Genomic DNA, 24,103 nt, shown 5'->3' with positions numbered 1-24,103 from the left:
AACCTCCAACAACTCCTCACCGGCAACGACACCTGGACCGTCTGACGAAGACAGGTTCCCGTCACGGCAGGTCGACGCCGAGGCCGACGAGCAGCAGGTAGATCCCGAGCAGCAGGGCGAGCGCGGTATAGGCATGGACCGCCGCCATGCGTTTGCGTCCCTGTCTGGTGGCGCGGGTCGCCGCCGCCGGGAACACCAGGCGGAACGCGGCTCGCAACAAGGTGATCCACCCGAGGAACGTGATCACGCCCGCATGCCCCAGGGTCCATTCGTTGTAGAGCGCGACATGAGCGGCTCCGATGACCAGCGCGAGCCAGCCGACGGCCAGGGTGAAGGCCTCGGTCTCCTTGGCATCGAGCAACGTCCTGCGCGCACGCGCGTTCACCAGGGCCGCTCCACAGCTGACGACGAGAACCAGTCCCCAGAACCTGGCCAGGACCTGCGTGATCTCCAGCTCCATCGACTCAACCGGCCTTTTCCGTCCGGTACCGCTCGATGACGACGGCGACCTCACGCTCCATGTAGGTGTAGAAGTCGTGCAGCTCTTCGAGCCGCCGGTCGTTCGGTCGCAGTCGCATCCCGCCCTCCAACGCCTTGCGGAACGCCCGGTACCGCTCGGCATCAGCCAGCCGGATGAAGGCGTCGGCATCGATTTCGAACCGGTGAACCCGCTGACCAGACCGCGTCCGCCGGTTCACGAGGCGGGTCGCTTCGAGTAGACGCGTCGCCGCACTGACCGACGCCCGGCTGACCCCCAGTGCGTCCTCCAACTCCTGGCTCGATGCGGCTGGGGGGTCACAGACCAGGAGCCAACCGAGCACGCGAGCCGGCATCGGGGGTAGGCCGAGCGCCTGGGCGACGGCCGCGAACTGGTCCGCGAAGTCGACGAGCTCGGTATGGGTGGGTGGGAGTGACTGTCGTGAACTACTAGCCATTTCTAGAAGTTAGTAGCAGTATCTAGGTTTGGCAAGCAGTCCACGCGCGCTGGGTGGAGCTCGCGACGACGTGGGTCAGGGCGGCGGCCAGGCCGTGGGTTCGCTCAGCGCGTGCTCGCACGCCGACGCGGGTGGACCTCGGCAGGCTCGGCCCGTGCTGCCCGGTACAGCTCGTCGAGTAGGGGCTGGGAGAGGTCGGGTGTGATGTCCGAGGCGGGCCAGGCGGAGCAGCTGGGTTCCCTGGCCGCAGCCGACGTCGAGGACGCGTGACGGTGGTGCCGGCAGGTGGGGTGCCAGCTGCCGGGACACCAGCTCCTGGCGGACGACCTGTCGTAGCGTGCCCTGGCGGGCACGCCAGCGATCCTCGGCCGCGGTGAAGTCGGTCAGCTGCCTACTTCTTCTTCTGGTTCCAGGCCACGAAACCGGCGCTTTCGGCGTCGGCGGGGGTGCGGAACCAGACGTCGGCCTTGGTGCGGCCGAAGTAGGGCGATTCGGCGGTGTGGAAGAGCTTCGAGGAGCGCTTGCCCTTCACCGTGTACTCCTCGCCGGGGGCAGCGCCGTCGGGCAGGGGCTTGGCGGAGCCGGGGCCGAAGGGGGCCAGCTCGGCGGCGGGCGCCTCCTGGGCGGTGGTGGCCGGGGTCACGGGGGGTGTCGCTTCGGGCTTCTTGCGGGCGGCGGGCTTGCGGGTGGTGGTCGCCTTGGTGGCCGGCTTCTCGACGGCGGTGGTGGCGGGGGTGACCGGGGCCGGGGGCTCGGCGACGTTGGTGTTCTCGGCGGCGGCCTTCTCGGCGACGGAAGGCTGGGGAGCGGCCTTCCGAGTGGCCGGCTTTCTGGTGGTGGCCGGCTTGTCGGCGGCTGGCTTGGTCGCCTTCTTGGCGGCGGGCTTGCGGGTGGAGGCCGGCTTGGCCGCGGTGTCCGCTCCCGTGGTGGCGGCAGGCGTGGGTTCGGCAGCAGCGGGCTCAGCTGAGGAGGTCGCGGCGGCGGGCTTCGAGGCAGCGGCGGGAGACTCGGCGGCGGCCAGCGCGGCGGCGGAGGACTCGTCGGCGGCGCCCGGTTCCGTCGAGGCGGAGGACGTGGTGGGAGACGGTGCGGCCGTCTCCGCCGAGCCACCGGCGGCAGCCGACTCGGCGGCGGCGACCGGCTCGGCTGAGGTTGACGGCGTGGCGGTGGCGGAGGCACCGGTGCCCGACTTCGCCGAGGCAGCGGCGGCCGAGTCGGGATCGGAGACACCGGCACCCGTGCCCGCCTTGGTCGAGGCAGCGGCGGCCGACTGGTCAGCGGAGTCGGTGGGGGCCGAGGCGGGAGCCGTGCCCGACTTCGCCGGCGCGGCAGCGGACGGCTTGTCAGCGGTGGACGCCTTGGCCGAGGGCTCGGTGGCCGAGGACGCGGCGGCGGCTGGGTCGGTGGTGGGTTCCTTGGTGGCCGTGGCCTTGGCCGGCTTCTTCTTGGTGGCGCCGGCCGGCTGCTGGTCGGTTGCCTTCTCCACGACCGAAGCCGGGGTCTCGGCCCCACCCTCCTGGTCGCCGGGCGACGTCAGTTTGCCGAACAGTCGCTTGAACCACTTCACGCCACTGCCTCCTCGCGCCTTGTGATCACCCGATTGGCGGAAACAATAGGGCAAGCACCACAGGCCCCTGTTCCCGGCGTCACACTCAGCCCAGCGGGCGGAAGCCCACCCGCTCCGCGTCGGCCGCGGAGCGGAACCACACCTCCGCCACCGTCCGCTCGAAACCGTCCGACTCGGGCGTGCAGTACCGCATCGCGCTGGCGCTCGCCTTGACCGTGAACTCGGGTGACGGCGCACCGCCGCCGGGTAACGGCATCGCCGACCCGGGGCCGAACGGGCCGCGGAGCGAACCGTTGCTCGAGCGCTCGCTGCCGGACCGTTCGCTGCCGGACCGTTCGCCCTCCGAGCGCTTTCGGTTCGGCGGCGGGGGCGTCGACGGTGCGTCGCCCGCGGGGATGATCGGTTCGAACAACGAGCGCGGGGCGTCCTCCGGCCGCTCGGCGGCGGAGGTGGTGGACGGCGGCTGCGTCGCCGGTGACGTCGTCTGGACGCCGAACGGTGTCCTGCTCGGCGGCTTCGACGGAACCCGCTTCGGTAACTTGTTTCTGGCCGGCTCGGCCTGGACGTTGACCCCCGACATGTGCTTGGGCTCCTCCGCACCCGTACTGCTCTGGTCGTCGTCGCCGGCGATTCCTCGCCGCCGGCTCGCGGACACCGCCGTGCTCTGCTCTCCGGCGGTGTGTGCGGGCACGGCCTCGCTGCGGTCGTGCGCGCCCTCGGCCGCCTCAGCCGGCTCGGCCGGCGGCGTCACAGTGGAGGTTACCGGCGAGTCCTCCCGTAAGCGGTGCTTCGACTCGCCGGTTGCGGGGGTTTCCTCCTCGACGAGAGCATGCGCGGGAGCCGGAGCGGGCTCGGGGGACTCCTCGGGTGCGGCGGGCGAGTCGGACAGGTCGGACGACGAGGGCGTCGAGGGCGAGGAGGGCGGCCGGTCCTCGGCGGAGGGCTCGGACGAGGAGGACTCGTCCAGCTGGCGGATCAGCTCGCCGGGGATGGGGTGCGTGCGCTGGGTGAACACGGTGCCGCCGTCGTCGGGGACCGAGGGGACCTCGCGCAGCGTGTGCGCACCCTCGGGAGCCTCGACCGGCGCCGGGTCCTCGGCCGGCACCCTGGGGAACACGGTCGTCGCGCCTGGCTGGTCCTCGGCACGCTCGTCGTCGTCGAACCAGCCGCGGTTCTCCTCGTCGTCGGCGGGGGGCGCCTGCAGCGAGGACGAGCCGGCCGTGTTCAGGTACTGGGTCGCCGCCGCCCCCGGGCCGACCGACAGCTCGGTCTCGGTCTCCCCCAGTGCCCCGGCGCCGGCCACCCCGGGCATCGCGTACGCCCTGGTCAGCGGCTCGTTCTGGACCTCGTGCCGCTCGGGGCGCTCCTCGGGCTCGCGGCCACCACCGGTCACCAGGCGGCGCGGGTCGAACTCCTCGCGCTCCTCCTGGGGACGACGAGGCAGCTCGGGGGGCTGCGGCGCCTGCCGCCGCGACCGCGCCGCCAGCTCGGACTCCAGCTCCGCCACCCGGCGCCGCGCCGGCAGCGCGACAAGACCCCAGCAGAGCAACGCTCCGAGCAGGAAGGCGAGCGAGCTCCACAACCAGACCTGCCCAAAGATCGACATGGGCATCTCCCTCCGCGCCCCGCGCTTGCCGACGGGGTGCTCAGGCTACTGGGAGCGACCCGACCCGTTCTCGACCAGGGTGATGTCGCTCACCGCGTTCGCGCTACCACGTAGCGTGCCAGCATGTCCAGCGCGTCGCGCGCCGGGCCCTCTGGCAGGCTGACCAGCTCGGCACGTGCGCGGTCGGCGTACTCGGTGAGCGTCCGCACCGCGTGCTCCAGGCCGGGGGACTTGCGCAGCAGGGTCAGCGCCTCCTCCACCGCCTCGTCGTCGGGGAGCGGGCCGGCGAGCAGCTCCCGCAGCCGCGGATCCGGCTCCCCCGGTCCGTGCAGCGAGGACAGCGCGTAGAGCATCGGCAGCGTCCGCACGCCCTCACGCAGGTCGGTACCCGGCGTCTTGCCCGACTCGTCGGCCGGCGACGCGATGTCGATGATGTCGTCGGAGATCTGGAACGCGGTACCGATCAGGTCGCCGTACCTGTACAAGGCCTCGGTGTGCTCGGCCGGAGCCCCTGAGAACATCCCGCCGTAGCGGCCCGCCGTGGCGATCAGCGACCCGGTCTTCTGGGCGACGACCCCGAGGTAGTGGGTGATCGGGTCGTCCCCCTCCACCGGCCCGACGGTCTCCCGCATCTGCCCGGTGACCAGCTCCCCCATCGTCTCCGCGATGATCCGCGCGGCGTCGCTGCCCAGGTCGGCGACGAGCGCCGAGGCGTGCGCGAACAGGAAGTCGCCGGTGAGGATGGCGATCGTGTTGTCCCAGCGGGCGTTGACGCTCGCCGAGCCGCGGCGCATGGTCGCCTCGTCCATCACGTCGTCGTGATAGAGCGTGGCCAGGTGCACCAGCTCGACCGCAGCGGCCGCGGCGACCACGTGGTCGTTGATCTTCCCGCCGACCGAGGCGGCAAGCAGCGTGAACAACGGGCGGAAACGTTTGCCACCCGCCCTGACCAGGTGGGTGGCGGCCTCGTTGACGAACTCGATGTCGCTGCGCACCACCGCGTGCAGCAGGTCCTCGACCTTCACCAGACCCGTGGAGATCGTCTCAACCAGCTCCGGGTCCGCGCGGTCGAGACCGAGCGAGGCAGGTAGCCGCGGCACGGCATGGTCGGCTGTCACGTCGGCATCGCTCCATTCGAATTCCCTGGCCACAGCCTAATCTCCGGACCACCGACCGACGGCACGAAGGCGGCCCCGGGTGGCGATGCTCACCCGGGGCCGCCTGTTCGACCGAGTTCTACCGGAGGGCGAAGGTGCCGGCGTTCGCCCAGTCGAGGGCGAAGGCCGGAACCAGCCCGAGCAGCAGGGTGACGACCACCCCCAGCGTGATCGCCGCCGTGGTGAACGCACCCGGCACGACCACCGAGGGCCCGTCCGGCGCCGGCTCGCTGAAGTACATGAGCACGATCACCCTCAGGTAGAAGAACGCCGTGACCGCCGAGGCCACCAGGGCGACCACCACCAGCGGTGCCATGCCGTCGGACAGCGCTGCCGAGAAGACCACGAACTTGCCGATGAACCCGCTTGTCAGCGGGATGCCGGCCATCGCGAACAGCAGGAAGGCGAACACCGCCGCGACCAGCGGGGCCCGTTTGGCGAGGCCCGCCCACTGGCTGAGGTGGGTCGCCTCGCCGTCCGCGTCCCGCACGAGCGAGATCACCCCGAACGCGGCGAGCGTGGTGAAGCCATAGGTGAGCAGGTAGAACAGCGTCGAGGAGACGCCCTCAGGCGACAGCACGATCGCGCCGATCAGCAGGAAGCCGGCATGCGCGATGGAGGAGTACGCGATCATCCGCTTGATGTCGGTCTGGGTGAGGCCGAGCACCGCGCCGATGACCATCGACACGATCGCCACGCCCCACAGCACGCCACGCCACTCCCACTGCGTCGACTCGAGACCGACCGTGAGCACCCGCAGGATCGCGCCGAACGCCGCCACCTTCGTACAGGCCGCCATGAAGGCCGTGATCGGCGTCGGCGAGCCCTGGTACACGTCCGGCGTCCAGGTGTGGAACGGCCCGACCGAGCCCTTGAACAGCAGGCCCACGATCAGCAGCGCCATGCCGCCGAACAGCAGCGTGTCGGAGCGATCGGAGCCGGCCGCGGCGTCGGCGATGTCGGCCAGGCGAACCGAGCCGGAGTAGCCGTAGAGCAGCGCCAGCCCGTAGAGGAAGAACGCCGAGGAGAACGCGCCGAGCAGGAAGTACTTGACGGCCGACTCCTGGGAGAGCAGCCGGCGCCGCCGGGCGAGGCCGCACATCAGGTACAGCGGCAGGCTCAGCACCTCGAGTGCCACGAACATCGTCAGCAGGTCGTTGGCCGCGCAGAACACCATCATCCCGCCGAGCGCGAACAGCGTGAGCGGGAAGACCTCGGTCTGCATCTGGTACTTCGCCGCGTCGCGCCGGTGCGGCTGGGCGCCGAGCCGCTGCTCGCGGTCCTGCACCGTGCCCGGCCGGATCGCCGCCTGGGCGACGAACGCGCCCCCCGGCTCCACCGACCGGTCCGCGATCATCAGCACCGAGCCCAGCCCGAGCGCGAGCAGCGTGCCCCAGAGGAACAGCGCCGGCCGGTCGACCGCGATCGAGCTCGACAGGGTCAGCTCTCCGCCGACCGGCGCGTCGGTCATGTAGACCGCCATCGCGAGCCCGGCGCCGACCAACGCCAGCAGCGTGAGGAACACCTGGGCGGACCACCGCTGGTGCCTCGGCAGGAAGGCCTCGAGCAGGACCCCGACGCAGGCCGCTCCGAGGATGATCAACATCGGCAGGATCGCCGGGTAGTTGATCGGCGCGAGCGTCTCCTTCCCCGGTGGGTCCTGGGCGAGGAAAACCAGTGCGGACAACTCAGTTGCCTCCATCCGAAACACCCACCGCGTCGAGGGTGGCCTCGACCGACGGCGTGATCACGTCGAGCACCGGCGCCGGGTAGAACCCGATGCCGACGACGAGCACGAGCAGCGGGGCCAGCACCAGCTTCTCCCGGCCGCTCAGGTCCAGGATCGCCCGGCGCGCCCCGACCTCCGGGGCCACAGCGGTACCCGGGCCGCCGGTCACGTTCACCAGCGCGCTGCCGCGGACCGGACCGTGGAACACCCGCTGGTAAAGCCAGAGCACGTAGAGCGCGGCGAGGATCATGCCGACGGTCGCGAGGATCGTGTACACCGGCTCCGGCCCGTACGCCCCGACCAGCACCAGGAACTCGGAGATGAACGAGTTCGTGCCGGGCAGCGACAGCGAGGCAAGCCCCGCGACCAGGAACACGCCAGCCAGCGCCGGGGTGATCTTGGCCAGGCCGCCGTAGTCGGCGATCAGCGTGGAGCCACCGCGGGCGATGACCATGCCGATCACGAGGATCAGCATGCCGGTGGAGATCGAGTGGTTGAGCATGTAGGACACCGCGCCGACCTCGGACTGCGTCGTGAACGCGAAGATGCCCAGCGCGATGAAGCCGAAGTGCGCGATCGAGACGTAGGCGATGAACCGCTTCATGTCCCGCTGCCCGGTCGCCAGCAGCGCGCCGTACAGCACCCCGGCGACACCCATGACCAGCACGAGCGGCGCCAGCGTCGTGCTGGCGTCCGGCGTCATCGGCAGCAGGTAGCGCAGGAAGCCGAACGTGCCGACCTTGTCCAGGATGCCGACCAGCAGCACCGCGACGCCGATCGGCGCCTCGGCCGCCGCGTCCGGCAGCCACGTGTGCAGGGGCACCAGCGGCGCCTTCACCGCGAACGCGAGGAAGAAGCCCAGGAAGATCCAGATCTGGTTGCTCAGCGGCGCGTCCGAGACCACCCGCACCAGCGTCGCCCAGTCGAAGGTGCCCTCGCCGAGCTCGTCGGAGGCCATCGAGTAGGCCCCGATCGCCGAGGCGAGCATGATCAGGCCGCCGAGGAACGAGTACAGGAAGAACTTCACCGCCGCGTACTGCCGCCTGGCCCCGCCGTAGGAGCCGATCAGGAAGTACATCGGGATCAGCATGATCTCGAACAGGACGTAGAACACGAACACGTCGGTGGCGGCGAACACCGCGATCGTGATCGCCTGCTGCAGCAGGATCAGCGACAGGAACCCGCCGGCCGTGCGCTCGGCCGGGAGCTTCTCCGTCCAGCCCGCGCCGATCACCAGCGGCACCAGCAACGCGATGACCGCCACCATGACCAGCGCGATGCCGTCCACGCCGAAGGACAGGTGCACGCCGAAGGCCGGGATCCAGTCGAGCGAGAAGTGCTGCTGCAGCCGCGCGCCGGCCGGGTCGTACGCGATCCAGGAGGCCACCGCGACGCCGAACTCGACCAGCGAGAAGGCGAGCGCCGCCTGCTTGGCGAGCGTGTCGTTCTTCCGCAGGAACACCACGGCGATCGCGCCGACCAGCGGGATCAGCAGGAGCGCGACCAGCAGCGCCGCGCCGGAAGAGGAGGTCATACGTACCTCACCGCCAGGAATGCCACCAGGACGAGGATCGAGCCGCCGAGGATCGAGGCCGCGTAGGAGCGGACGAACCCGGTCTGCATCCGGCGCAATCGTCCGGAACTGCCGCCGAGCATGGCGGCGATGCCGTTCACCAGCCCGTCAACTCCCTTGTTGTCCACATAGACCAGTGCGCGGGTGAGCCAGGTACCCGGCCGGGCGACCAGGGCCTCGTTGAGCGCGTTGCCGTACAGGTCGCGCCGGGCCGCCCGAACCGGGAAGGACACCGGGTCGGGCTTGACCACCGGCACGTCGCGTCGGCCGACGACCGCCCAGGCCAGCAGCACTCCGAGCAGCGACAGGCCGACGGTCAGCCACGGCACGAGCGCGTGCGGGATGACCGTGTGCTCCGCCTCCTCCAGCGCACCCAGGGTCGGGGAGAGCCACTCGGCGAGCGTGTCGCCGCTGGCGAAGAACCAGCCGGCGCCGACCGAGCCGATCGCGAGGATCACCATCGGCACCCACATGACCGCGGGCGACTCGTGCGGGTGGAAGTCGCGGCCGTCCTCGGACTTCAGCTCCTTCCAGCGCTGCTTGCCGAAGAAGGTCATCAGCATCAGCCGGGTCATGTAGAAGGCGGTGAGCCCGGCGCCCAGCAGCGCGGCGCCACCGAAGACCCAGCCCCGCCAGCCCTCCTCGCCGAACGCGGCCTCGATGATCGCGTCCTTGGAGAAGAAGCCGGAGAACGGCGGGATGCCGATCAGCGCGAGGTAGCCGAGCGCGAAGGTGCCGAAGGTCCAGGGCATGATCCGGGCCAGGCCGCCGTACTTGCGCATGTCGACTTCGTCGTTCATAGCGTGCATGACCGACCCGGCGCCGAGGAAGAGCCCGGCCTTGAAGAAGCCATGGGTGAGCAGGTGCATGATGCCCAGCGCGAACCCGAACGGCCCGAGGCCGACGGCCAGCATCATGTAGCCGATCTGGCTGACCGTCGAGTACGCGAGGACCTTCTTGATGTCGTCGTAGGCGCAGCCGATGACGCACCCGATCAGCAGCGTCAGCGCGCCGATGATCACGACGACCAGCCGGCCGTCCTCGCTCTGCAGGTAGATCGGGTTGGCCCGGGCCACCAGGTACACGCCGGCGGTGACCATGGTCGCGGCGTGGATCAGGGCCGAGACCGGGGTCGGGCCCTCCATGGCGTCGGGCAACCAGGCCTGGAGCGGGAACTGGCCGGACTTGCCGCAGGCGCCGAGCAGGAGCAGCAGCGTCAGCGCGGTGATCGTGGCCGGCGAGAGCTGGTCGAGGCCGGCGAAGACCTCCGTGTACTGGGTAGTGCCGAGCTCGGCGAACATGATGAAGATCGCGATGGCCAGGCCGACGTCGCCGACCCGGTTCATCAGGAAGGCCTTCTTGGCCGCGGTCGCCGCCGACGGGCGGTTCGTGTACCAGCCGATGAGCAGGTACGACGCCAGGCCGACGCCCTCCCAGCCGAGGTAGAGGGTCACGAACCCGTTGCCGAGCACCAGGATCAGCATCGCGGCGACGAACAGGTTGAAGTACCCGAAGAAGCGCCGGCGGTCCGGGTCCTCGGCCATGTAGCCGATCGAGTAGATGTGGATCAGCGAGCCGACCCCGGTGATCAGCAGCACGAAGCTGATCGAGAGCGGGTCGATCCGCAGCCCGAACTCGACCTGGAGCTGTTCCACCGGGATCCAGTCGAAGAGCGAGACGTTCTGCACGCGCTCGCCCTCCTCCAGCCCGGTACTGGAGAAGAACAGCATCGCGCCGTAGACGAACGACGCGAGCACGGTCAGGCAGCCGAGCAGGTGGCCCCAGGCGTTGGTGGCCCTGCCGCCCAGCAGCAGCACTGCCGCGCCGACGAGCGGGAACAGGATCAGCAGCCACGCCGATCCCGCCAGCCCCGACGCTTCGGTTACCTCGGCGACCTGCTGCGCCGCCAAGTGCGTACCAGTCACGGCCTTCCCCTCAGTACTTCAGCAGGTTGGCGTCGTCGACCGAGGCCGAGCGGCGGGTGCGGAAGATCGACATGATGATCGCGAGACCGACCACGACCTCGGCCGCGGCCACCACCATCACGAAGAAGGCCATGATCTGGCCGTCGAGCGAACCGTTGATCCGCGCGAAGGTCACCAGCGAGAGGTTCACCGCGTTGAGCATCAGCTCGATGCACATGAACACCACGATGGCGTTGCGCCGCACCAGCACTCCGACCGCACCGATCGTGAACAGCAGCGCGGAGAGCAGCAGGTAGACGGTCGGGGTCACGACGACTCCCCTTCCCGGGTGGACGGATTGAGGGCGCGACCCTCGGCGGTGTGCGAGGTTCCGGCGACCGCCTTGCGCTCCTCGTGGAGCTCCTCGGCCGCGACCGAGTCGATGAGCCGGGACAGCGACTCCGGCGCGACCGAGCCGTCGGGCAGCAGCGCGGGAGTGGCCACCGAGGTCGAGGTGGCGAACACGCCGGGGCCGGGCAGCGGCGATGGCCGGTCGTGCTCGCCGCGGAAGCGCGCCTCGACCAGCTCGCGCTGGGTCTTGCGACCGCGGGTGTGCCGGTCGACGTAACCGAGGACCATGGCGCCGACCGCGGCCGTGATCAGCAGAGCCGAGGTCAGCTCGAACGGGAACAGCCAGTCGGTGAAGATCGACCGGCCGATGTTCTCCACGTTCCCGTTGCCGCCGTTGGCCTCCTGGCCCTGGAGCCCCACCGGGGTGACGTCGGTCAGCGCCCGGGAGATCGCGGTGACGACCAGGGCGGCGAGCCCGACGCCGAGCACCGTGGCGGCCAGGCGCTGGCCGCGCAGGACCTCGACCACCGAGTCGGAGGAGTCGCGGCCGACCAGCATCAGCACGAACAGGAACAACATCATGATCGCGCCGGTGTAGACGATGATCTGCACGAAGCCGAGGAACGGCGCCTGCTGGACCATGTACATGATCCCGAGGCAGAGCATGGTCAGCACCAGGAACAGCGCCGAGTGCACGGCGTTCTTGGCGAAGATCATGCCGAGCGCGCCGAGCAGGGCCAGCGGTCCGAGCACCCAGAAGGACGTGGCCTCGCCGGTGGACATCACGTTCTGGACGCCCTGGGCGAGCGCCGCCGAGGAACTCACTTGACTTCCCCCTTCACCGGGTCGGGGTAGCCCCACTTGCGCGCCAGGCGCGGTCCGTCGACGTAGTAGTCCTGCTCGTCATCGCCGAGGCGCATCGGGTGCGGCGGCTGCTCCATCCCCTTGAGCAGCGGGGCGAGCAGGTCCTCCTTGGTGTAGATCAACCGCTGGCGGTCGTCGTCGGCCAGCTCGTAGTCGTTGAGCATGGTCAGCGACCGGGTCGGGCAGGCCTCGATGCACAAGCCGCAGCCGATGCAGCGCAGGTAGTTGATCTGGTAGTCCTTGCCGTACCGCTCGCCCGGGGAGTACCGCTCCTCCGCGGTGTTGTCCGCGCCCTCGACGAAGATCGCGTCCGCCGGGCAGGCCCAGGCGCACAGCTCGCAGCCGACGCACTTCTCCAACCCGTCCGGGTGGCGGTTGAGCTGGTGACGCCCGTGGTAGCGAGGCGCGGCCGGCGCGCCCGCCTCCGGGTACTCCTCGGTGACGACCTTCTTGAACATCGTCGAGAAGGTGACACCGAAGCCCTTGAACGGATCAAAGATCCCCATCGTTCGACTCCTTCTCGGCGTCAGTCCGGCCTTCGCTCCCGGCGCCGACCGTGGCCGGACGGCGGCGGTTGCGGCCCCGGACCGCCTTGCGCTTGGGCGCGGTGGGTATCTCGAGGTCGAGCGGCGGGACCGGGTAGCCGCTGCCGGTGACCGGCACCTGGTCGGGGTCCTCCTCCGGACGGCCCCGGTCGAACACGAAGCTCAGCCCGATGATGATCAGTACGATGATGCCGCCGAAGGTGAGGATCTGGCCGGTGCTCACCTCGGCCTCGCCGCGGATCGCCCGCAGGCCGGCGATCAGCACGATCCAGATCAGGTTGAGCGGCACCAGCACCTTCCACCCGATCCGCATGAACTGGTCGTAGCGGAACCGGGGCAGGGTGGCCCGTACCCAGATGAAGCAGAACAGCAGCAGGAACGTCTTGCCGAAGAACCAGAGGACCGGCCACCAGCCGCTGTTGAAGTAGTTGTCGCCGATCAGCGAGATCGGCCACGGGGCCATGTACCCGCCGAGGAACAGCGTCGTGGCGAACGCCGAGACGATCACCATGTTCACGTACTCGGCGAGGAAGAACAGCGCGAACTTCATCGAGCTGTACTCGGTGTGGAACCCGCCGACCAGCTCGGACTCCGCCTCGGGCAGGTCGAACGGGGCACGGTTGGTCTCGCCGACCATCGAGATGAGGTAGATGACGAAGCTGAACGGCAGCAGGAAGAAGAACCATCCGGTCTGCTGCGCGCCAACGATGTCCCCTGTGGACAACGACTGCGCGTAGAGCACCACGCCGACGATCGACAGGCCCATCGCGATCTCGTAGGAGATCATCTGCGCCGCCGAGCGGAGGCCACCGAGCAGCGGGTAGGGCGAGCCCGAGGACCAACCGGCGAGCACGATGCCGTAGATGCCGAGCGAGGAGCACGCGAGCACCACGAGCACGCCGACCGGGAGGTCGACCAGCTGCAGCACGGTCCGCTCACCGAAGATCGAGACCTCGGGCCCGATCGGCATCACCGAGAACGCCATGATCGCCGGGATCACGGTGATGATCGGGGCGAGGAAGTACACCTTCCGGTCCGCGCCCGCCGGGATGATCTGCTCCTTGAACGGCAGCTTGATCGCGTCCGCGACCGACTGGAGGTAGCCGCCGGGGCCGACCCGGTTCGGGCCGGGCCGCTGCTGCATCCGGCCGATCGCCTTGCGCTCCCAGATGATCAGGAAGATGGTCATGACCGGCCCGATGAGGAGCACGATCACGACCTTGATCAGGATCAGCCAGAGCGGGTCGTCGGCGAGGAGTTCGGCCCTGGTCACGCTGACTCGCCTCCTGGGTTGCTCGTCGCGCCGGGCAGCAGGTTCTCGACGCTGACCGACACCACGTCGCCGTGCCCCGCGCCGAGCGTGCGCCGGACTGTGGACGGGCCGGAGTTCGCGGGCAGCCAGACGACTCCGTCCGGCAGGTCCGCGTGCTCGACCGGCAGGGTGATCGAACCGTGTGCGGTCTTGACGGTGACCACCGGGTTCCCGTTGAGGCCGATTCGGGCCGCCAGGTCGGGCGAAACCCGGGCGACGGTCGGTCGCGCCGTGCCCGCGAGGTGCGGCTCGTCGGACTGCATCGTCCCGTTGTCCAGCAGCTGGCGCCACGTCGCGAGCAGGGCCTGACCCTCGTCGATCGTCACCGCCGGCGGCACCGCCACGGCCGGTCCCGGGGCGGTCGGGCGGACCGTGGGCAGCCGGGCCAGGTCGGTCGCCGCGGCCTGCGGGGTCTGGGTGAACAGGTCGACGTCCATCTCGACGCCGAGCGTGTCCAGCACCCGGCAGTCCGACAGCGAGCCGGTGGTCGCCAGCGTCGTGCCGAACTCACGCCGCCGTCCCTCCCAGTTCAGGAAGGTCCCCGGCTTCTCGACGGCCGCGGCCACCGGGAGCACCACGTCGGCGCGTTCGGTCACCGCGCTCGCCCGCAGCTCCAGGCTGACCACGAAGCCCGCGTTGTCCAGCGCCGCCACGGCGAGGTCGGGGTCGGGCAGGTCGTAGGGGTCGACCCCGGCCACGACCAGACCGTCGAGCTCGCCGGCCGCGGCCGCCGCGACGATTCCGGTCGTGTCGCGCCCCTGGCCAGCCGGGAGCGTGCCGGTCGGCAGGCCCCACGCCTTCTCGACCTCGGCCCGGGCCGCCGCGTCGGTGACCGGCCGGCCACCGGGCAGCAGCGTCGGGACCGCACCGGCCTCCAGCGCGCCGCGCTCGCCGGCACGCCGCGGGATCCAGGCGACCTTCGCCCCGGTGGACTCGGCCAGCCGGGCGACCGCGGTGAACAGACCCGGAATCTGGGCAGCCCGCTCGCCGACCAGGATCACCGCACCGGCGGCGCCGAGCTTGGCCGCCACGTCCGGGGCGTGGGTCGCGAGACCCTCGACCGCGGCTGCCTCGGCGCCGGGCAGGCAGGCGAGCAGCGTCCCGGTGAACGGCTTGTCCGGGCCGTGCGGCTTGATCGTCTTGAGCACGGCCGGGGAGGACCACTGTCCGATGTGGAACACCTGGGCGCCGCGCCGGCGGGCCGCCTTGCGCAGCCGCAGGAAGACGATCGGCGACTCCTCCTCGGGGTCCAGCGCCACGCACAGCACCGCTGGCGCCGCCTCGATCGCCTTGAACGTCACCCCGGTGTCGGGGTTGGTGCCCACCACGTGCGAGGTGAGGAAGTCCAGCTCCTCGGCCGAGTGCGCCCTGGCCCGGAAGTCGATGTCGTTGGTGCCCAGGGCGACCCGGGCGAACTTCGAGTATGCGTAGGCGTCCTCGAGGGTCAGCCGGCCGCCGGCCAGCACGCCGACGCCCTTGCCGTCGCGGGCCTTGGCCAACCCGTCGGCGGCCACCCGAAGCGCCTCGGTCCAGGACGACTCGACCAGCTCGCCCGTCGCGGCGTCACGCACCATCGGCCGGGTGATCCGGTCGCCGGCGGACACGTAGCGGAACGCGAACCGGCCCCGGTCGCAGATCCACTCCTCGTTGACCTCGGGGTCCTCGGCGGCGAGCTTGCGCATCACCTTGCCCCGGCGCCAGTCCGTGCGCTCCGCGCAGCCGGAGCTGCAGTGCTCGCAGACACTCGGCGTCGACACCAGGTCGAACGGACGGGAGCGGAACCGGTAGGCGGCACTGGTGAGCGCACCGACCGGGCAGATCTGGATCGTGTTGCCGGAGAAGTAGCTCTGGAACGGCTTGTTCTCCGCGACGCCGATCTGCTGCAGCGCGCCGCGCTCGAGCAGCTCGATGAACGGGTCGCCGGCGATCTGGTCGGAGAACCGGGTGCAGCGCTGGCAGAGCACGCAGCGTTCGCGGTCCAGCAGCACCTGGGTGGAGATCGGGATCGGCTTGGCGAAGGTCCGCTTGGCCTCCACGAACCGGGAGTCGGTGCGGCCGTGCGCCATCGCCTGGTTCTGCAGCGGGCACTCGCCGCCCTTGTCGCAGACCGGGCAGTCCAGCGGGTGGTTGATGAGCAGCAGCTCCATCACGCCCTGCTGCGCCTTGTCGGCGACCGGCGAGGTGCGCTGGGTCTTGACCACCATGCCGTCGGCGACGGTCATCGTGCAGGAGGCCTGGGGCTTGGGCATCGGGCGCCCGCCCATCTCGACCTCGACCAGGCACTGGCGACACGCGCCGGCCGGGTCGAGCAGCGGGTGGTCGCAGAACCGCGGGATGATCGTGCCGAGCCGCTCCGCCGTGCGGATGAGCAGCTCGCCCTTGGGCGCGACGACCTCCACCCCGTCGATCGTCAGCCGGACGTGCCCCTCGGGTACCGGGGCCGCCTCTGGCTTCTCTTCAATCGCAGTCATCTCAGTGGGCTCCCGCAAGCGCTGGGGTGGTCTTCGCCTTCGAGTTCTGGTCGCACAGCGCGAGGAACTCGTCCCGGAAGTACTTGATGCCGCTGGTGATCGGGCTGACCGCGCCGTCACCGAGCGCGCAGAACGAGCGCCCCAGGATGTTGTCGCAGATGTCGAGCAGCGTCTCGATGTCCGAGGCGGTGCCGTTGCCCTCGACCATCCGCTCGAGGATGCCCGCGAGCCAGTAGGTGCCCTCCCGGCAGGGGGTGCACTTGCCGCAGGACTCGTGCTCGTAGAACTTCGTCCACTTCATCACCGCCCACGGGACCGACACGGTCTCGTTGAAGACCATGACCGCGGTGGTGCCGAGCATCGAGCCCGCCTCCGCTGCGCCCTCGAAGTCCAGCGGGACGTCGAGGTGCTCGGCGGTGAACAGCGGCGTCGAGGAGCCACCCGGGGTCCAGAACTTCAGCGGGATGCCGTCCTTCATGCCGCCGGCGAGCTCGAGCAGCTCGCGCAGCGTGATGCCCAGCGGCGCCTCGTACTGCCCCGGCCGCTCGACGTGCCCGGAGACCGAGTAGATCTTCGGCCCGGGCGAGCGCTCGGTGCCCATCGTGCGGAACCAGTCCGCGCCGCCGTTGACGATGAACGGCACGCTGGCGATCGTCTCGACGTTGTTGACCGTGGTCGGCGCGGCGTAGAGGCCGGCGGCCGCCGGGAACGGCGGCTTGAGCCGGGGCTGGCCGCGACGGCCCTCGAGCGAGTCGAGCAGCGCGGTCTCCTCGCCGCAGATGTAGGCGCCGGCGCCGGCGTGGACGGTGATGTCCAGGCCGAACCCGGAGCCCAGGATGTCCTGGCCGAGGTAGCCGGCGTCGTAGGCCTCGCGCACCGCCGCGTTGAGCCGGCGGATGCAGTGCATGGCCTCGCCCCGCACATAGATGAAGCAGCGGTGCGAGCGCATCGCGTAGGCCGCGATGATGCAGCCCTCGATCAGCGAGTGCGGGTCGGCCATCATCAGCGGGACGTCCTTGCAGGTCCCCGGCTCGCCCTCGTCGGCGTTGATCACCAGGTAGTGCGGCTTGTCCTCGTTGGGCGGCATGAACGACCACTTGACGCCGGCGGGGAAGCCCGCGCCGCCGCGACCACGCAGGCCGGCGTCCTTCACCAGCTGGACCAGCTGCTCCGGGGTGCCGGTCAGGGCCTTGCGCAGCGCGGTGTAGCCCTCGAGCTGCTCGTAGGTGGACAGCCGCCACGAGTTGGGCGACAGCCAGCGCTTGGTCAGAACCGGGGTCACCGGGTCGGGCCTGGGGGTCGTCTCGGTGGTGGTCACTTCTTTTCGACCTCCGGGAGTGCCGGCGTGTTCTCCGGCATGGTCGGCGCGGTCCAGCCGCGGTCGGCGGCGAGCTGGGCACCGCGCAGGGTCTCCACCGCGGCCGACGGACCGTCCACATGGGAACGATAGGTCGCCTCGTCCTCGGGGAAGAACCCGGCCAGCTGCAGCGCGACCGATCGCAGGTCGGTCAACGGCGCGCCTCGGGTCGGCGCCGGCTTCTCGCCACGACGCAGGGCGTCGACGAGCTCGACCGCCGACTCCGGCGTCTGGTTGTCGTAGAACTCGTAGTTGACCTGCAGCACGGGGCCCAGGTCGCAGGCGGCGAGGCACTCGGCGTGCTCGATCGTGATCGAGCCCGGTTCACCCGGCGTGCCGGAGGTGTCCTCGTGCCCGAGCGGGCGACCCTCCTCGCCTAGGTGCTCGCCCAGGCGCTGGAAGATCGCGTCGCCGCCGAGCATCGCGCACAGGGTGTTCGTGCAGACGCTGACCAGGTGCTCGCCACACGGCTTGCGCTTGAACATCGTGTAGAACGTGACGACCGCGCTGACCTCGGCGTTGGTGAGGTTCAGCTGCTGGGCGCAGAACTGGACGCCGGCCTGGCTGACGTGCCCCTCGACCGACTGGACCAGGTGCAGCATCGGCAGCAGGGCCGAGCGGGACTCGGGGTAGCGGCCGATCAGGATGGCGGCCTTGGCCACGATGTCCGGCCCGAACACCGACAGGTCCGGGGTGGCCTCGGTGATCAGGCGCTCGGTCTCCGCGCGGCTGAGCGCGGACGCGCCGTCCACCACGTCGACCTCGGGACCGGCCGCGACGTGGGTCTCCCCCACGCCGACGTTCGAGCCCCCGTAGCTCTTGCCCAACGACAGCGGGTCAGTGCTCGAAGTCACCGGTCAACTCCTCCCATCACCGGGTCGATCGACGCGATGGCCGCGATCACGTCCGCGACCAGTCCGCCCTCGGACATCGCGGGCATCGCCTGCAGGTTCACGAAACTTGGGTCGCGCACGTGGACGCGCATCGGCCTGGTGCCACCGTCGGAGACGATGTGGTAGCCCAGCTCGCCGCGCGGCGACTCGACCGGCATGTACACCTGGCCGGCCGGGACCTGGAAGCCCTCGGTGACCAGCTTGAAGTGGTGGATCAGCGACTCCATCGACTGGCCCATGATCTTGCGGACGTGCTCGAGGGAGTTCCCCATGCCGTCCGAGCCGATGGCGAGCTTCGCCGGCCAGGCGATCTTGCCGTCCTCGACCATCACCGGGCCGGGCTCGATCTTCTTCATGCACTGGCTGATGATCCGCAGGCTCTGGTGCATCTCCTCGACCCGCAGCAGGTAGCGGGCGTAGGAGTCGGCCGCGGTGGAGGTCGGCACCTCGAAGTTGTAGTCCTCGTAGCCGAGGTAGGGCTCGGTCTTGCGCAGGTCCCAGGGCAGCCCCGCGGAACGCAGGACCGGACCGGTGACGCCGAGCGCGAGGCAGGCGTCCACTGGCAGGTATCCGACGCCGATCAGCCGGTTCTTCCAGATCGGCTGGCCGGAGAGCAGCTTGTCGTACTCCGGCAGGCGCTTGTTCATCGTCTTGACGAACTCGGCGACCGCCAGCTCCCAACCGTCCGGCATGTCCTGGGCGAGCCCGCCCGGCCGGATGAAAGCGTGGTTCATCCGCAGGCCGGTGAGGAACTCCAGCAGGTGCAGGCACTCCTCGCGCTCGCGGAAGCCCGCCGTCATCGCGGTCATCGCGCCGAGCTCCATGCCCCCGGTGGCCAGCGCCACCAGGTGCGAGGCGATGCGGTTGATCTCCATCAGCATCACGCGGAGCACCTGGGCCCGTGCGGGCACGGTGACCCCGAGCAGCTTCTCGATGCCCATGCAGTAGGCGGCCTCGTTGAACAGCGGGGAGAGGTAGTCCATCCGCGTCACGAACGTGACGCCCTGGGTCCAGGTGCGGTACTCGCAGTTCTTCTCGATGCCGGTGTGCAGGTAGCCGATCACCGACCTCGCCTGGGTGACGGTCTCGCCCTCGAGCTCGAGCACCAGCCGCAGCACGCCGTGCGTGGACGGGTGCTGGGGCCCCATGTTGATGACGATCCGCTCGTCGCTGGTCGCGTCCTCGAGGACGTCGTCCCAGTCGCCGCCGGTGACGTTGTAGATCCGACCCTCGGTGGTCTCACGCTCGGTGGCGTAGGCACCGGCGTAGTTGTCGTCACCGCGGCCGGTGTCGGCCTGGGTGCCGGTGGTGAAGTCCGAGATCTTGTCGGTCACGAGTACGACCTCCGCTGGTCCGGTGGCGGGATCTCCGCGCCCTTGTACTCGACCGGGATGCCGCCGAGCGGGTAGTCCTTGCGCTGCGGGTGGCCGTCCCAGTCGTCCGGCATGAGAATCCGGGTGAGCGCCGGGTGCCCGTCGTAGACGATGCCGAACATGTCCCAGGTCTCGCGCTCGTGCCAGTCGGCGGTCGGGTAGACCGAGACGACCGACGGGCAGTGCGGCTGGCCGCCGTCCTCCGGCGACCAGTCGATGGCGACCTCCAGCCGGATACGGCGGCGGAAGGTCATCGAGGTGAGGTGGTAGACGGAGTGGAGCCGCTGCGGGATCCCGATCCCGTAGTCCACACCGGACACCGAGCTGCACAGCTCGAACCGCAGCAGCGCGTCGTCGCGCAGCAGCTGGCAGAGCGCGACCAGGTGCGCCGGGTCGACGTAGTAGGTGATCTCGCCGTGGGCGACGGTCACCTGGAGGATCGCCTCGACCGGCACGTCGTTCTCGCGCATGGCGCTGATCAGCTGGTCGGTGAACTCGTCGAACCAGCCGCCGTAGGGACGCTCGGCCGGCGGGGCGACGTAGGCCGGGAGGCGCAGCCCGCCGAAGCCCGAGGTGTCGCCGGAGCCGGACACGTTGAACATGCCCCGCCGCTCGCGGCCGGCCACCAGCGGCTGACGCGGGCCGAGCGGCATCGCGTCCTCCTCGTGGCGGCGCAGCTCGGTGTCGGCGGGCCGCTCGGCGCTGGTCTGCTCGTCGCCGGGTACGGGGTTGGCGTCCGGCCTGGTCTCGTCGGGCATGTCGTTCACTTCTTCGCAAACTTGACGGAGGACGCGACCAGCTCGGTGCGGTCACCGCGCTCGGCGCGCAGCGCGGCGCGCTTGGCGTTGATCGGCTCGTCCTGGATCTTCGCGTGCAGCTTGAGGATGGAGTCGAGCAGCATCTCCGGCCGCGGCGGGCAGCCGGGCAGGTACATGTCCACCGGGACCACGTGGTCGACGCCCTGGACGACCGCGTAGTTGTTGAACATGCCGCCGGAGGAGGCGCAGACGCCCATGGCGAGGACCCACTTGGGCTCGGCCATCTGGTCGTAGATCTGCCGCAGCACCGGGGCCATCTTGTTGGTGACCCGACCGGCCACGATCATCAGGTCGGCCTGTCGGGGGGTGGCGCTGAACCGCTCCATGCCGAACCGCGCGATGTCGTAGCGCGGGCCGCCGGTCGTCATCATCTCGATGGCGCAGCAGGCCAGGCCGAAGGTGGCCGGCCACAGGGAGTTCTTGCGCCCCCAGTTGACCAGCTTCTCCAGGCTGGCCAAGAGGATGCCGTTCGGGAGTCGCTCTTCGAGACCCATGTCGATCGCCTCCGTCAGTTCCAGTCGAGGCCGCCGCGCCGCCAGACGTAGGCGTACGCGAAGCCGAGGGTCGCGATGAACAGCACGATCTCCACCAGCCCGAAGAAGCCGAGCGCGTCGGCGGAGACGGCGAAGGGGTACAGGAACACCATCTCGATGTCGAAGAGGATGAACAGCATCGCGGTGAGGTAGTAGGCCACCGGGACGCGCCCGCCGCCGATCACCGGCTGGGGCGAGGGCTCGATGCCACACTCGTAGGCCTCGAACTTCGCCCGGTTGTAGCGCCGCGGGCCGACCAACGGGCCGAGCAGGGCCGAGAACACCGCGAACGCCGCCGCGAGAACGAAGAGCAGAAACAGCGGGAGGTAACTTCCCAACCCCGCCGAGACGTTCTCGTTCTGTGCTACAGATGTGCTCACAGCTTGGAGTACTGGCACGTCGCCGTCCTTTCCCGCTCCTCAGTCGGGCACCCTATGGGGTGGGCATCGCGTCGCCGCCGGTTAGGCAGACCTAACCTGATCGGCCAGGTCGCTTGTGAAAATCTTCACAAGCGACCTCGTGAATACCTTCACAAGGTTCATGTTCGAGTGTAGGACCCGAGGTTTCGCGCCGCGCGAGCAGCTACCCCTTGAGTGTGTGGGAAGTTCACCCCACCCGCACCGCACGGCCCCCGCCGCCACCGGATGGGGTGGTAGCGGGGGCCGACTGTGTGAGTTCAGCAATGAGACGCGCCGTGCGGGTGGGCTCGGGCCTTTGTTTGTTCCCCGACCGGGTGATGCCACTCCCGACCGGGCGGTCCTGCTCCGGCTTCGGACGAGCTGGCCCGAGGTGGGAGCGGCGGTTCGACCCTCTACAGCCGGAAGGGGCGCCCGGCCAGCGGCCGGACGCCCCTTCCCTGGGGAAAGACCTCACTCGCTCTGGAAGTAGGCCAGCAGTCGAAGGATCTCGAGGTACAGCCAGACCAGCGTGGTCATCAGACCGAAGGCGACGTACCAGGCGTACTTCGACGGGGTCCCGGTGCGGATCATCTGGTCGGCCATGTCGAAGTCCAACAGGAAGTTGAACGCCGCGATGCCGATGAACAGCAGGCTCACGATGATGGCGATCGGGCTGCCGTCGCGGATGCCCATGTTCACGCCGAACAGCGCGAGCACCAGGTTGATCAGCATCAGGCCGGCCGCGCCGACCGTGGCGCCGATGATCCAGCGGGTCAGCTTGGGCGTGACCTTGACCGCGCCGGTCTTGTAGACGACGAGCATCGTGATGAACACCAGCGCGGTGCCGAGGATCGCCTGGAGGGCGATGCCCTCGATGAACATCTCGAACACGCCGGTGACCGCGCCGAGGAACACGCCCTCGGCCGCCGAGTACAGCAGGACGAGCCCCGCGTTCGGCGTCTTCTTGAAGATGATGACCAGCGACAGGACCAGGCCGACGATCATCCCGCCGATCATCGGCGGGAACGGGCTGATGGTCTCGCTCAGCACGGCGACGGCGGTGATGATGCCGGTGATGAGTGCGAGGCCGAGGGTCGCCGCGGTCTTGGTGACCACGTCGTCGACCGTCATGGGGCGATCACCCGTGGTCGGCGGGGCCTGGTAGCCGCCGTATCCCGGCATGTTCGCCTGCGGCTGGGTCTGGAAGCCCGCGTAGCCGCCGCCGAACCCGCCCTGCGGCAGGTTCCGGAACGCGGGATTACTGGTTGAACGCACCTGTTCCTCCTGGGCCTGATGGCTCCTGCACCGGATTCAACGCCGAACCACGCCGGTGAGTTCCCGATGGGTAAAGTCAACTTTACCTCTAGCGGCGGAGCCGCCCAGCGGCAACCCGGGAAACCCGCACGACGCGGCCCACACTAGACCGTGCGACACAGCCGGCTCGGGTTCTCACCAAATCGTGACCGCCCCACCCGGCCCAGCGTCCCCCGTCCCGGCTACTACCCTCGCCTAGCCTCTACTCACGGCGACAGGGGGAGGACGCATGAGGACGGCGGCGGGACGTCGCTGGGAACCGATCGCCTTCGGCGTCGCGCTCACGCTCACCTTCCTGATCCTCGTCGGCCTCGGCACGATGGGGCCGGTCTGGCACGACGACACCGACCCGCTCGCCGCGGACACCGGCACCCGGCCCTCCTGGATGCGCAAGCTCGCCGCCGGCGAGAAGCCGCCCCAGTTCGTCCTGTTCTCCTTCGACGGCGCCGGCTCGCACCCGCACTGGCAGCGCTTCCTGCCGCTGGCGAAGCGCTCGGGTGCCCGCGTCACCGGCTTCCTCACCGGGATCTACCTCCTGCCCGACGACCGGCGCGGGCAGTACACCGGCCCCGGGCACGAGCGCGGGCGGGCCGCGATCAGCTTCGGCGGCTCCGACGACCAGGTGGCCGTGCGCATCGAGGACCTCAACGCGGCCCTGGCGGCCGGGCACGAGATCGGCACCCATTACAACGGCCACTTCTGCCGCGGAAACGAGCCGAGCGCGGCGAGCTGGACCAGGGCCCAGTGGGAGGCCGAGCTCGGCCAGTTCCTCACGTTCGTCCGCCGCGCCGCCGAACACGGTCTGCTGGTCGACGAGGACGACATCAGGGGCGGGCGCACCCCCTGCCTGGAGGGCGAGCTCGACGCGCTCGCACCCGTGCTCGCCGCGCACGGGTTGACCTACGACTCCAGCCGCACCTCCGACGGCATCGCCTGGCCCGCCCGCCAGCAGGGGATCTGGGAGTTCCCCGTGCCGATCGTGCGGGTGCCGGCGCTCGACGGCGAGAAGGTCCTCATGCAGGACTACGACCTCTGGTACGCGCTCAACGGCGCCCAGGAGGACCCCTCGCGTGACGCGGAGCTCACCGAGGCGACCCTGGACACCTACCGCGCCGCGTACCAGGCCGCGCGGAACACCAACCGGGCCCCGCTCACCATCGCCACCCACTTCAACGACTGGTCGGGCGGGGCGTTCAGCCGCGCGGTGGAGCAGTTCATGGCCGAGGTGTGCGTCCGCGACCAGACCGTGTGCGCCACCTACAGCCAGGTCGTCGAGTGGATGGAGCTGCAGGACCCCGAGGTGCTCCGCCGGTTCCGCGACCTGCCTGCGGCGCAGGTGAGCTGACCGGCCGCGGGATCGGCGGTCGGCCCGGCCCCGGCGTGGAATGCTGGCACCGGCACGC

21 protein-coding genes are annotated in these 24,103 nt (G+C 70.0%); 1 reads left to right on the top strand and 20 read right to left on the bottom strand.

From position 1 onward, the window contains the following. Positions 1-61: 61 nt before the first annotated feature. The 20 genes from BU204_RS22950 to BU204_RS22850 all read right to left on the bottom strand — a co-directional run bounded on the left by BU204_RS22950 (position 62) and on the right by BU204_RS22850 (position 22,661). Complete coding sequence (locus BU204_RS22950) at positions 62-460, bottom strand: hypothetical protein (RefSeq protein WP_075127785.1); 399 nt, start codon at positions 458-460, stop codon at positions 62-64. 4 nt (positions 461-464) lie between these two features. After that, a complete protein-coding gene (locus BU204_RS22945) occupies positions 465-935 on the bottom strand; it encodes a GbsR/MarR family transcriptional regulator (protein ID WP_075127784.1) in 471 nt (156 codons plus the stop codon). A 391-nt stretch (positions 936-1,326) separates the two neighbouring features. Continuing rightward, the gene (locus tag BU204_RS41985; protein ID WP_075127783.1) at positions 1,327-2,502 is read right to left on the bottom strand and encodes a sunset domain-containing protein; all 1,176 of its coding nucleotides are present in this window, start codon (positions 2,500-2,502) and stop codon (positions 1,327-1,329) included. Between the two features lie 85 nt (positions 2,503-2,587). Beyond that, positions 2,588-4,108, bottom strand: a complete 1,521-nt coding sequence (locus BU204_RS40835) for a sunset domain-containing protein (protein WP_075127782.1) — start codon at positions 4,106-4,108, stop codon at positions 2,588-2,590. 89 nt (positions 4,109-4,197) lie between these two features. Next, the gene (locus tag BU204_RS22925; protein WP_075127781.1) at positions 4,198-5,226 is read right to left on the bottom strand and encodes a polyprenyl synthetase family protein; all 1,029 of its coding nucleotides are present in this window, start codon (positions 5,224-5,226) and stop codon (positions 4,198-4,200) included. Positions 5,227-5,344: 118 nt separating this feature from the next. Further along, a complete protein-coding gene (nuoN, locus tag BU204_RS22920) occupies positions 5,345-6,967 on the bottom strand; it encodes an NADH-quinone oxidoreductase subunit NuoN (protein ID WP_083661537.1) in 1,623 nt (540 codons plus the stop codon). Continuing rightward, positions 6,954-8,528, bottom strand: a complete 1,575-nt coding sequence (locus BU204_RS22915) for an NADH-quinone oxidoreductase subunit M (protein WP_075127780.1) — start codon at positions 8,526-8,528, stop codon at positions 6,954-6,956. The genes nuoN and BU204_RS22915 overlap by 14 nt, the downstream gene beginning before the upstream one ends. Next, positions 8,525-10,435, bottom strand: a complete 1,911-nt coding sequence (gene nuoL, locus BU204_RS22910; protein WP_075127803.1) for an NADH-quinone oxidoreductase subunit L — start codon at positions 10,433-10,435, stop codon at positions 8,525-8,527. Before nuoL ends, BU204_RS22915 begins: the two co-directional genes overlap by 4 nt. Positions 10,436-10,502: 67 nt before the next feature. Further along, a complete protein-coding gene (nuoK, locus tag BU204_RS22905; protein WP_075127779.1) occupies positions 10,503-10,802 on the bottom strand; it encodes an NADH-quinone oxidoreductase subunit NuoK in 300 nt (99 codons plus the stop codon). Further along, positions 10,799-11,647: an NADH-quinone oxidoreductase subunit J gene (locus BU204_RS22900; RefSeq protein ID WP_269844653.1), complete on the bottom strand. Its 849-nt coding sequence runs from the start codon at positions 11,645-11,647 to the stop codon at positions 10,799-10,801. Before BU204_RS22900 ends, nuoK begins: the two co-directional genes overlap by 4 nt. Next, positions 11,644-12,192 (bottom strand): NADH-quinone oxidoreductase subunit NuoI, encoded by a 549-nt coding sequence (nuoI, locus tag BU204_RS22895; protein WP_075127778.1) that lies wholly within the window; start codon positions 12,190-12,192, stop codon positions 11,644-11,646. The genes BU204_RS22900 and nuoI overlap by 4 nt, the downstream gene beginning before the upstream one ends. After that, positions 12,179-13,504 (bottom strand): NADH-quinone oxidoreductase subunit NuoH, encoded by a 1,326-nt coding sequence (gene nuoH, locus BU204_RS22890; RefSeq protein WP_075127777.1) that lies wholly within the window; start codon positions 13,502-13,504, stop codon positions 12,179-12,181. Before nuoH ends, nuoI begins: the two co-directional genes overlap by 14 nt. After that, positions 13,501-16,014, bottom strand: coding sequence for an NADH-quinone oxidoreductase subunit G (locus BU204_RS22885; RefSeq protein WP_075127776.1), 2,514 nt, complete (start codon positions 16,012-16,014; stop codon positions 13,501-13,503). The genes nuoH and BU204_RS22885 overlap by 4 nt, the downstream gene beginning before the upstream one ends. 1 nt (position 16,015) lies before the next feature. Next, complete coding sequence (gene nuoF / locus BU204_RS22880) at positions 16,016-17,332, bottom strand: NADH-quinone oxidoreductase subunit NuoF (protein WP_233160496.1); 1,317 nt, start codon at positions 17,330-17,332, stop codon at positions 16,016-16,018. Further along, positions 17,329-18,198 carry an NADH-quinone oxidoreductase subunit NuoE gene (gene nuoE, locus BU204_RS22875; protein ID WP_083661542.1) on the bottom strand — a complete coding sequence of 290 codons (870 nt, stop codon included), beginning with the start codon at positions 18,196-18,198 and terminating at the stop codon, positions 17,329-17,331. Before nuoE ends, nuoF begins: the two co-directional genes overlap by 4 nt. Before the next feature lie 23 nt (positions 18,199-18,221). Continuing rightward, complete coding sequence (locus BU204_RS22870; protein WP_075127775.1) at positions 18,222-19,598, bottom strand: NADH-quinone oxidoreductase subunit D; 1,377 nt, start codon at positions 19,596-19,598, stop codon at positions 18,222-18,224. After that, positions 19,595-20,395 (bottom strand): NADH-quinone oxidoreductase subunit C, encoded by an 801-nt coding sequence (locus tag BU204_RS22865; RefSeq protein WP_075127799.1) that lies wholly within the window; start codon positions 20,393-20,395, stop codon positions 19,595-19,597. Before BU204_RS22865 ends, BU204_RS22870 begins: the two co-directional genes overlap by 4 nt. A 5-nt stretch (positions 20,396-20,400) precedes the next feature. Next, on the bottom strand, positions 20,401-20,949 hold the full coding sequence (locus tag BU204_RS22860; RefSeq protein WP_075127774.1) for a NuoB/complex I 20 kDa subunit family protein: 549 nt from the start codon (positions 20,947-20,949) through the stop codon (positions 20,401-20,403). Between the two features lie 14 nt (positions 20,950-20,963). Next, the gene (locus BU204_RS22855; protein WP_075127773.1) at positions 20,964-21,368 is read right to left on the bottom strand and encodes an NADH-quinone oxidoreductase subunit A; all 405 of its coding nucleotides are present in this window, start codon (positions 21,366-21,368) and stop codon (positions 20,964-20,966) included. Between the two features lie 489 nt (positions 21,369-21,857). Next, the gene (locus BU204_RS22850) at positions 21,858-22,661 is read right to left on the bottom strand and encodes a Bax inhibitor-1/YccA family protein (protein WP_075127772.1); all 804 of its coding nucleotides are present in this window, start codon (positions 22,659-22,661) and stop codon (positions 21,858-21,860) included. A 268-nt stretch (positions 22,662-22,929) separates the two neighbouring features. Between BU204_RS22850 and BU204_RS22845 the strand changes: the two genes are divergently transcribed. Then, positions 22,930-24,045, top strand: coding sequence for a polysaccharide deacetylase family protein (locus BU204_RS22845; protein WP_075127771.1), 1,116 nt, complete (start codon positions 22,930-22,932; stop codon positions 24,043-24,045). Positions 24,046-24,103 lie beyond the last annotated feature (58 nt).

Origin of the sequence: Actinophytocola xanthii, assembly GCF_001921205.1 — a bacterium.
Lineage (GTDB): Bacteria > Actinomycetota > Actinomycetes > Mycobacteriales > Pseudonocardiaceae > Actinophytocola > Actinophytocola xanthii.
Note: the sequence above shows the minus strand (reverse complement) of the source record. Positions and strands in the feature narration are given on the sequence as shown.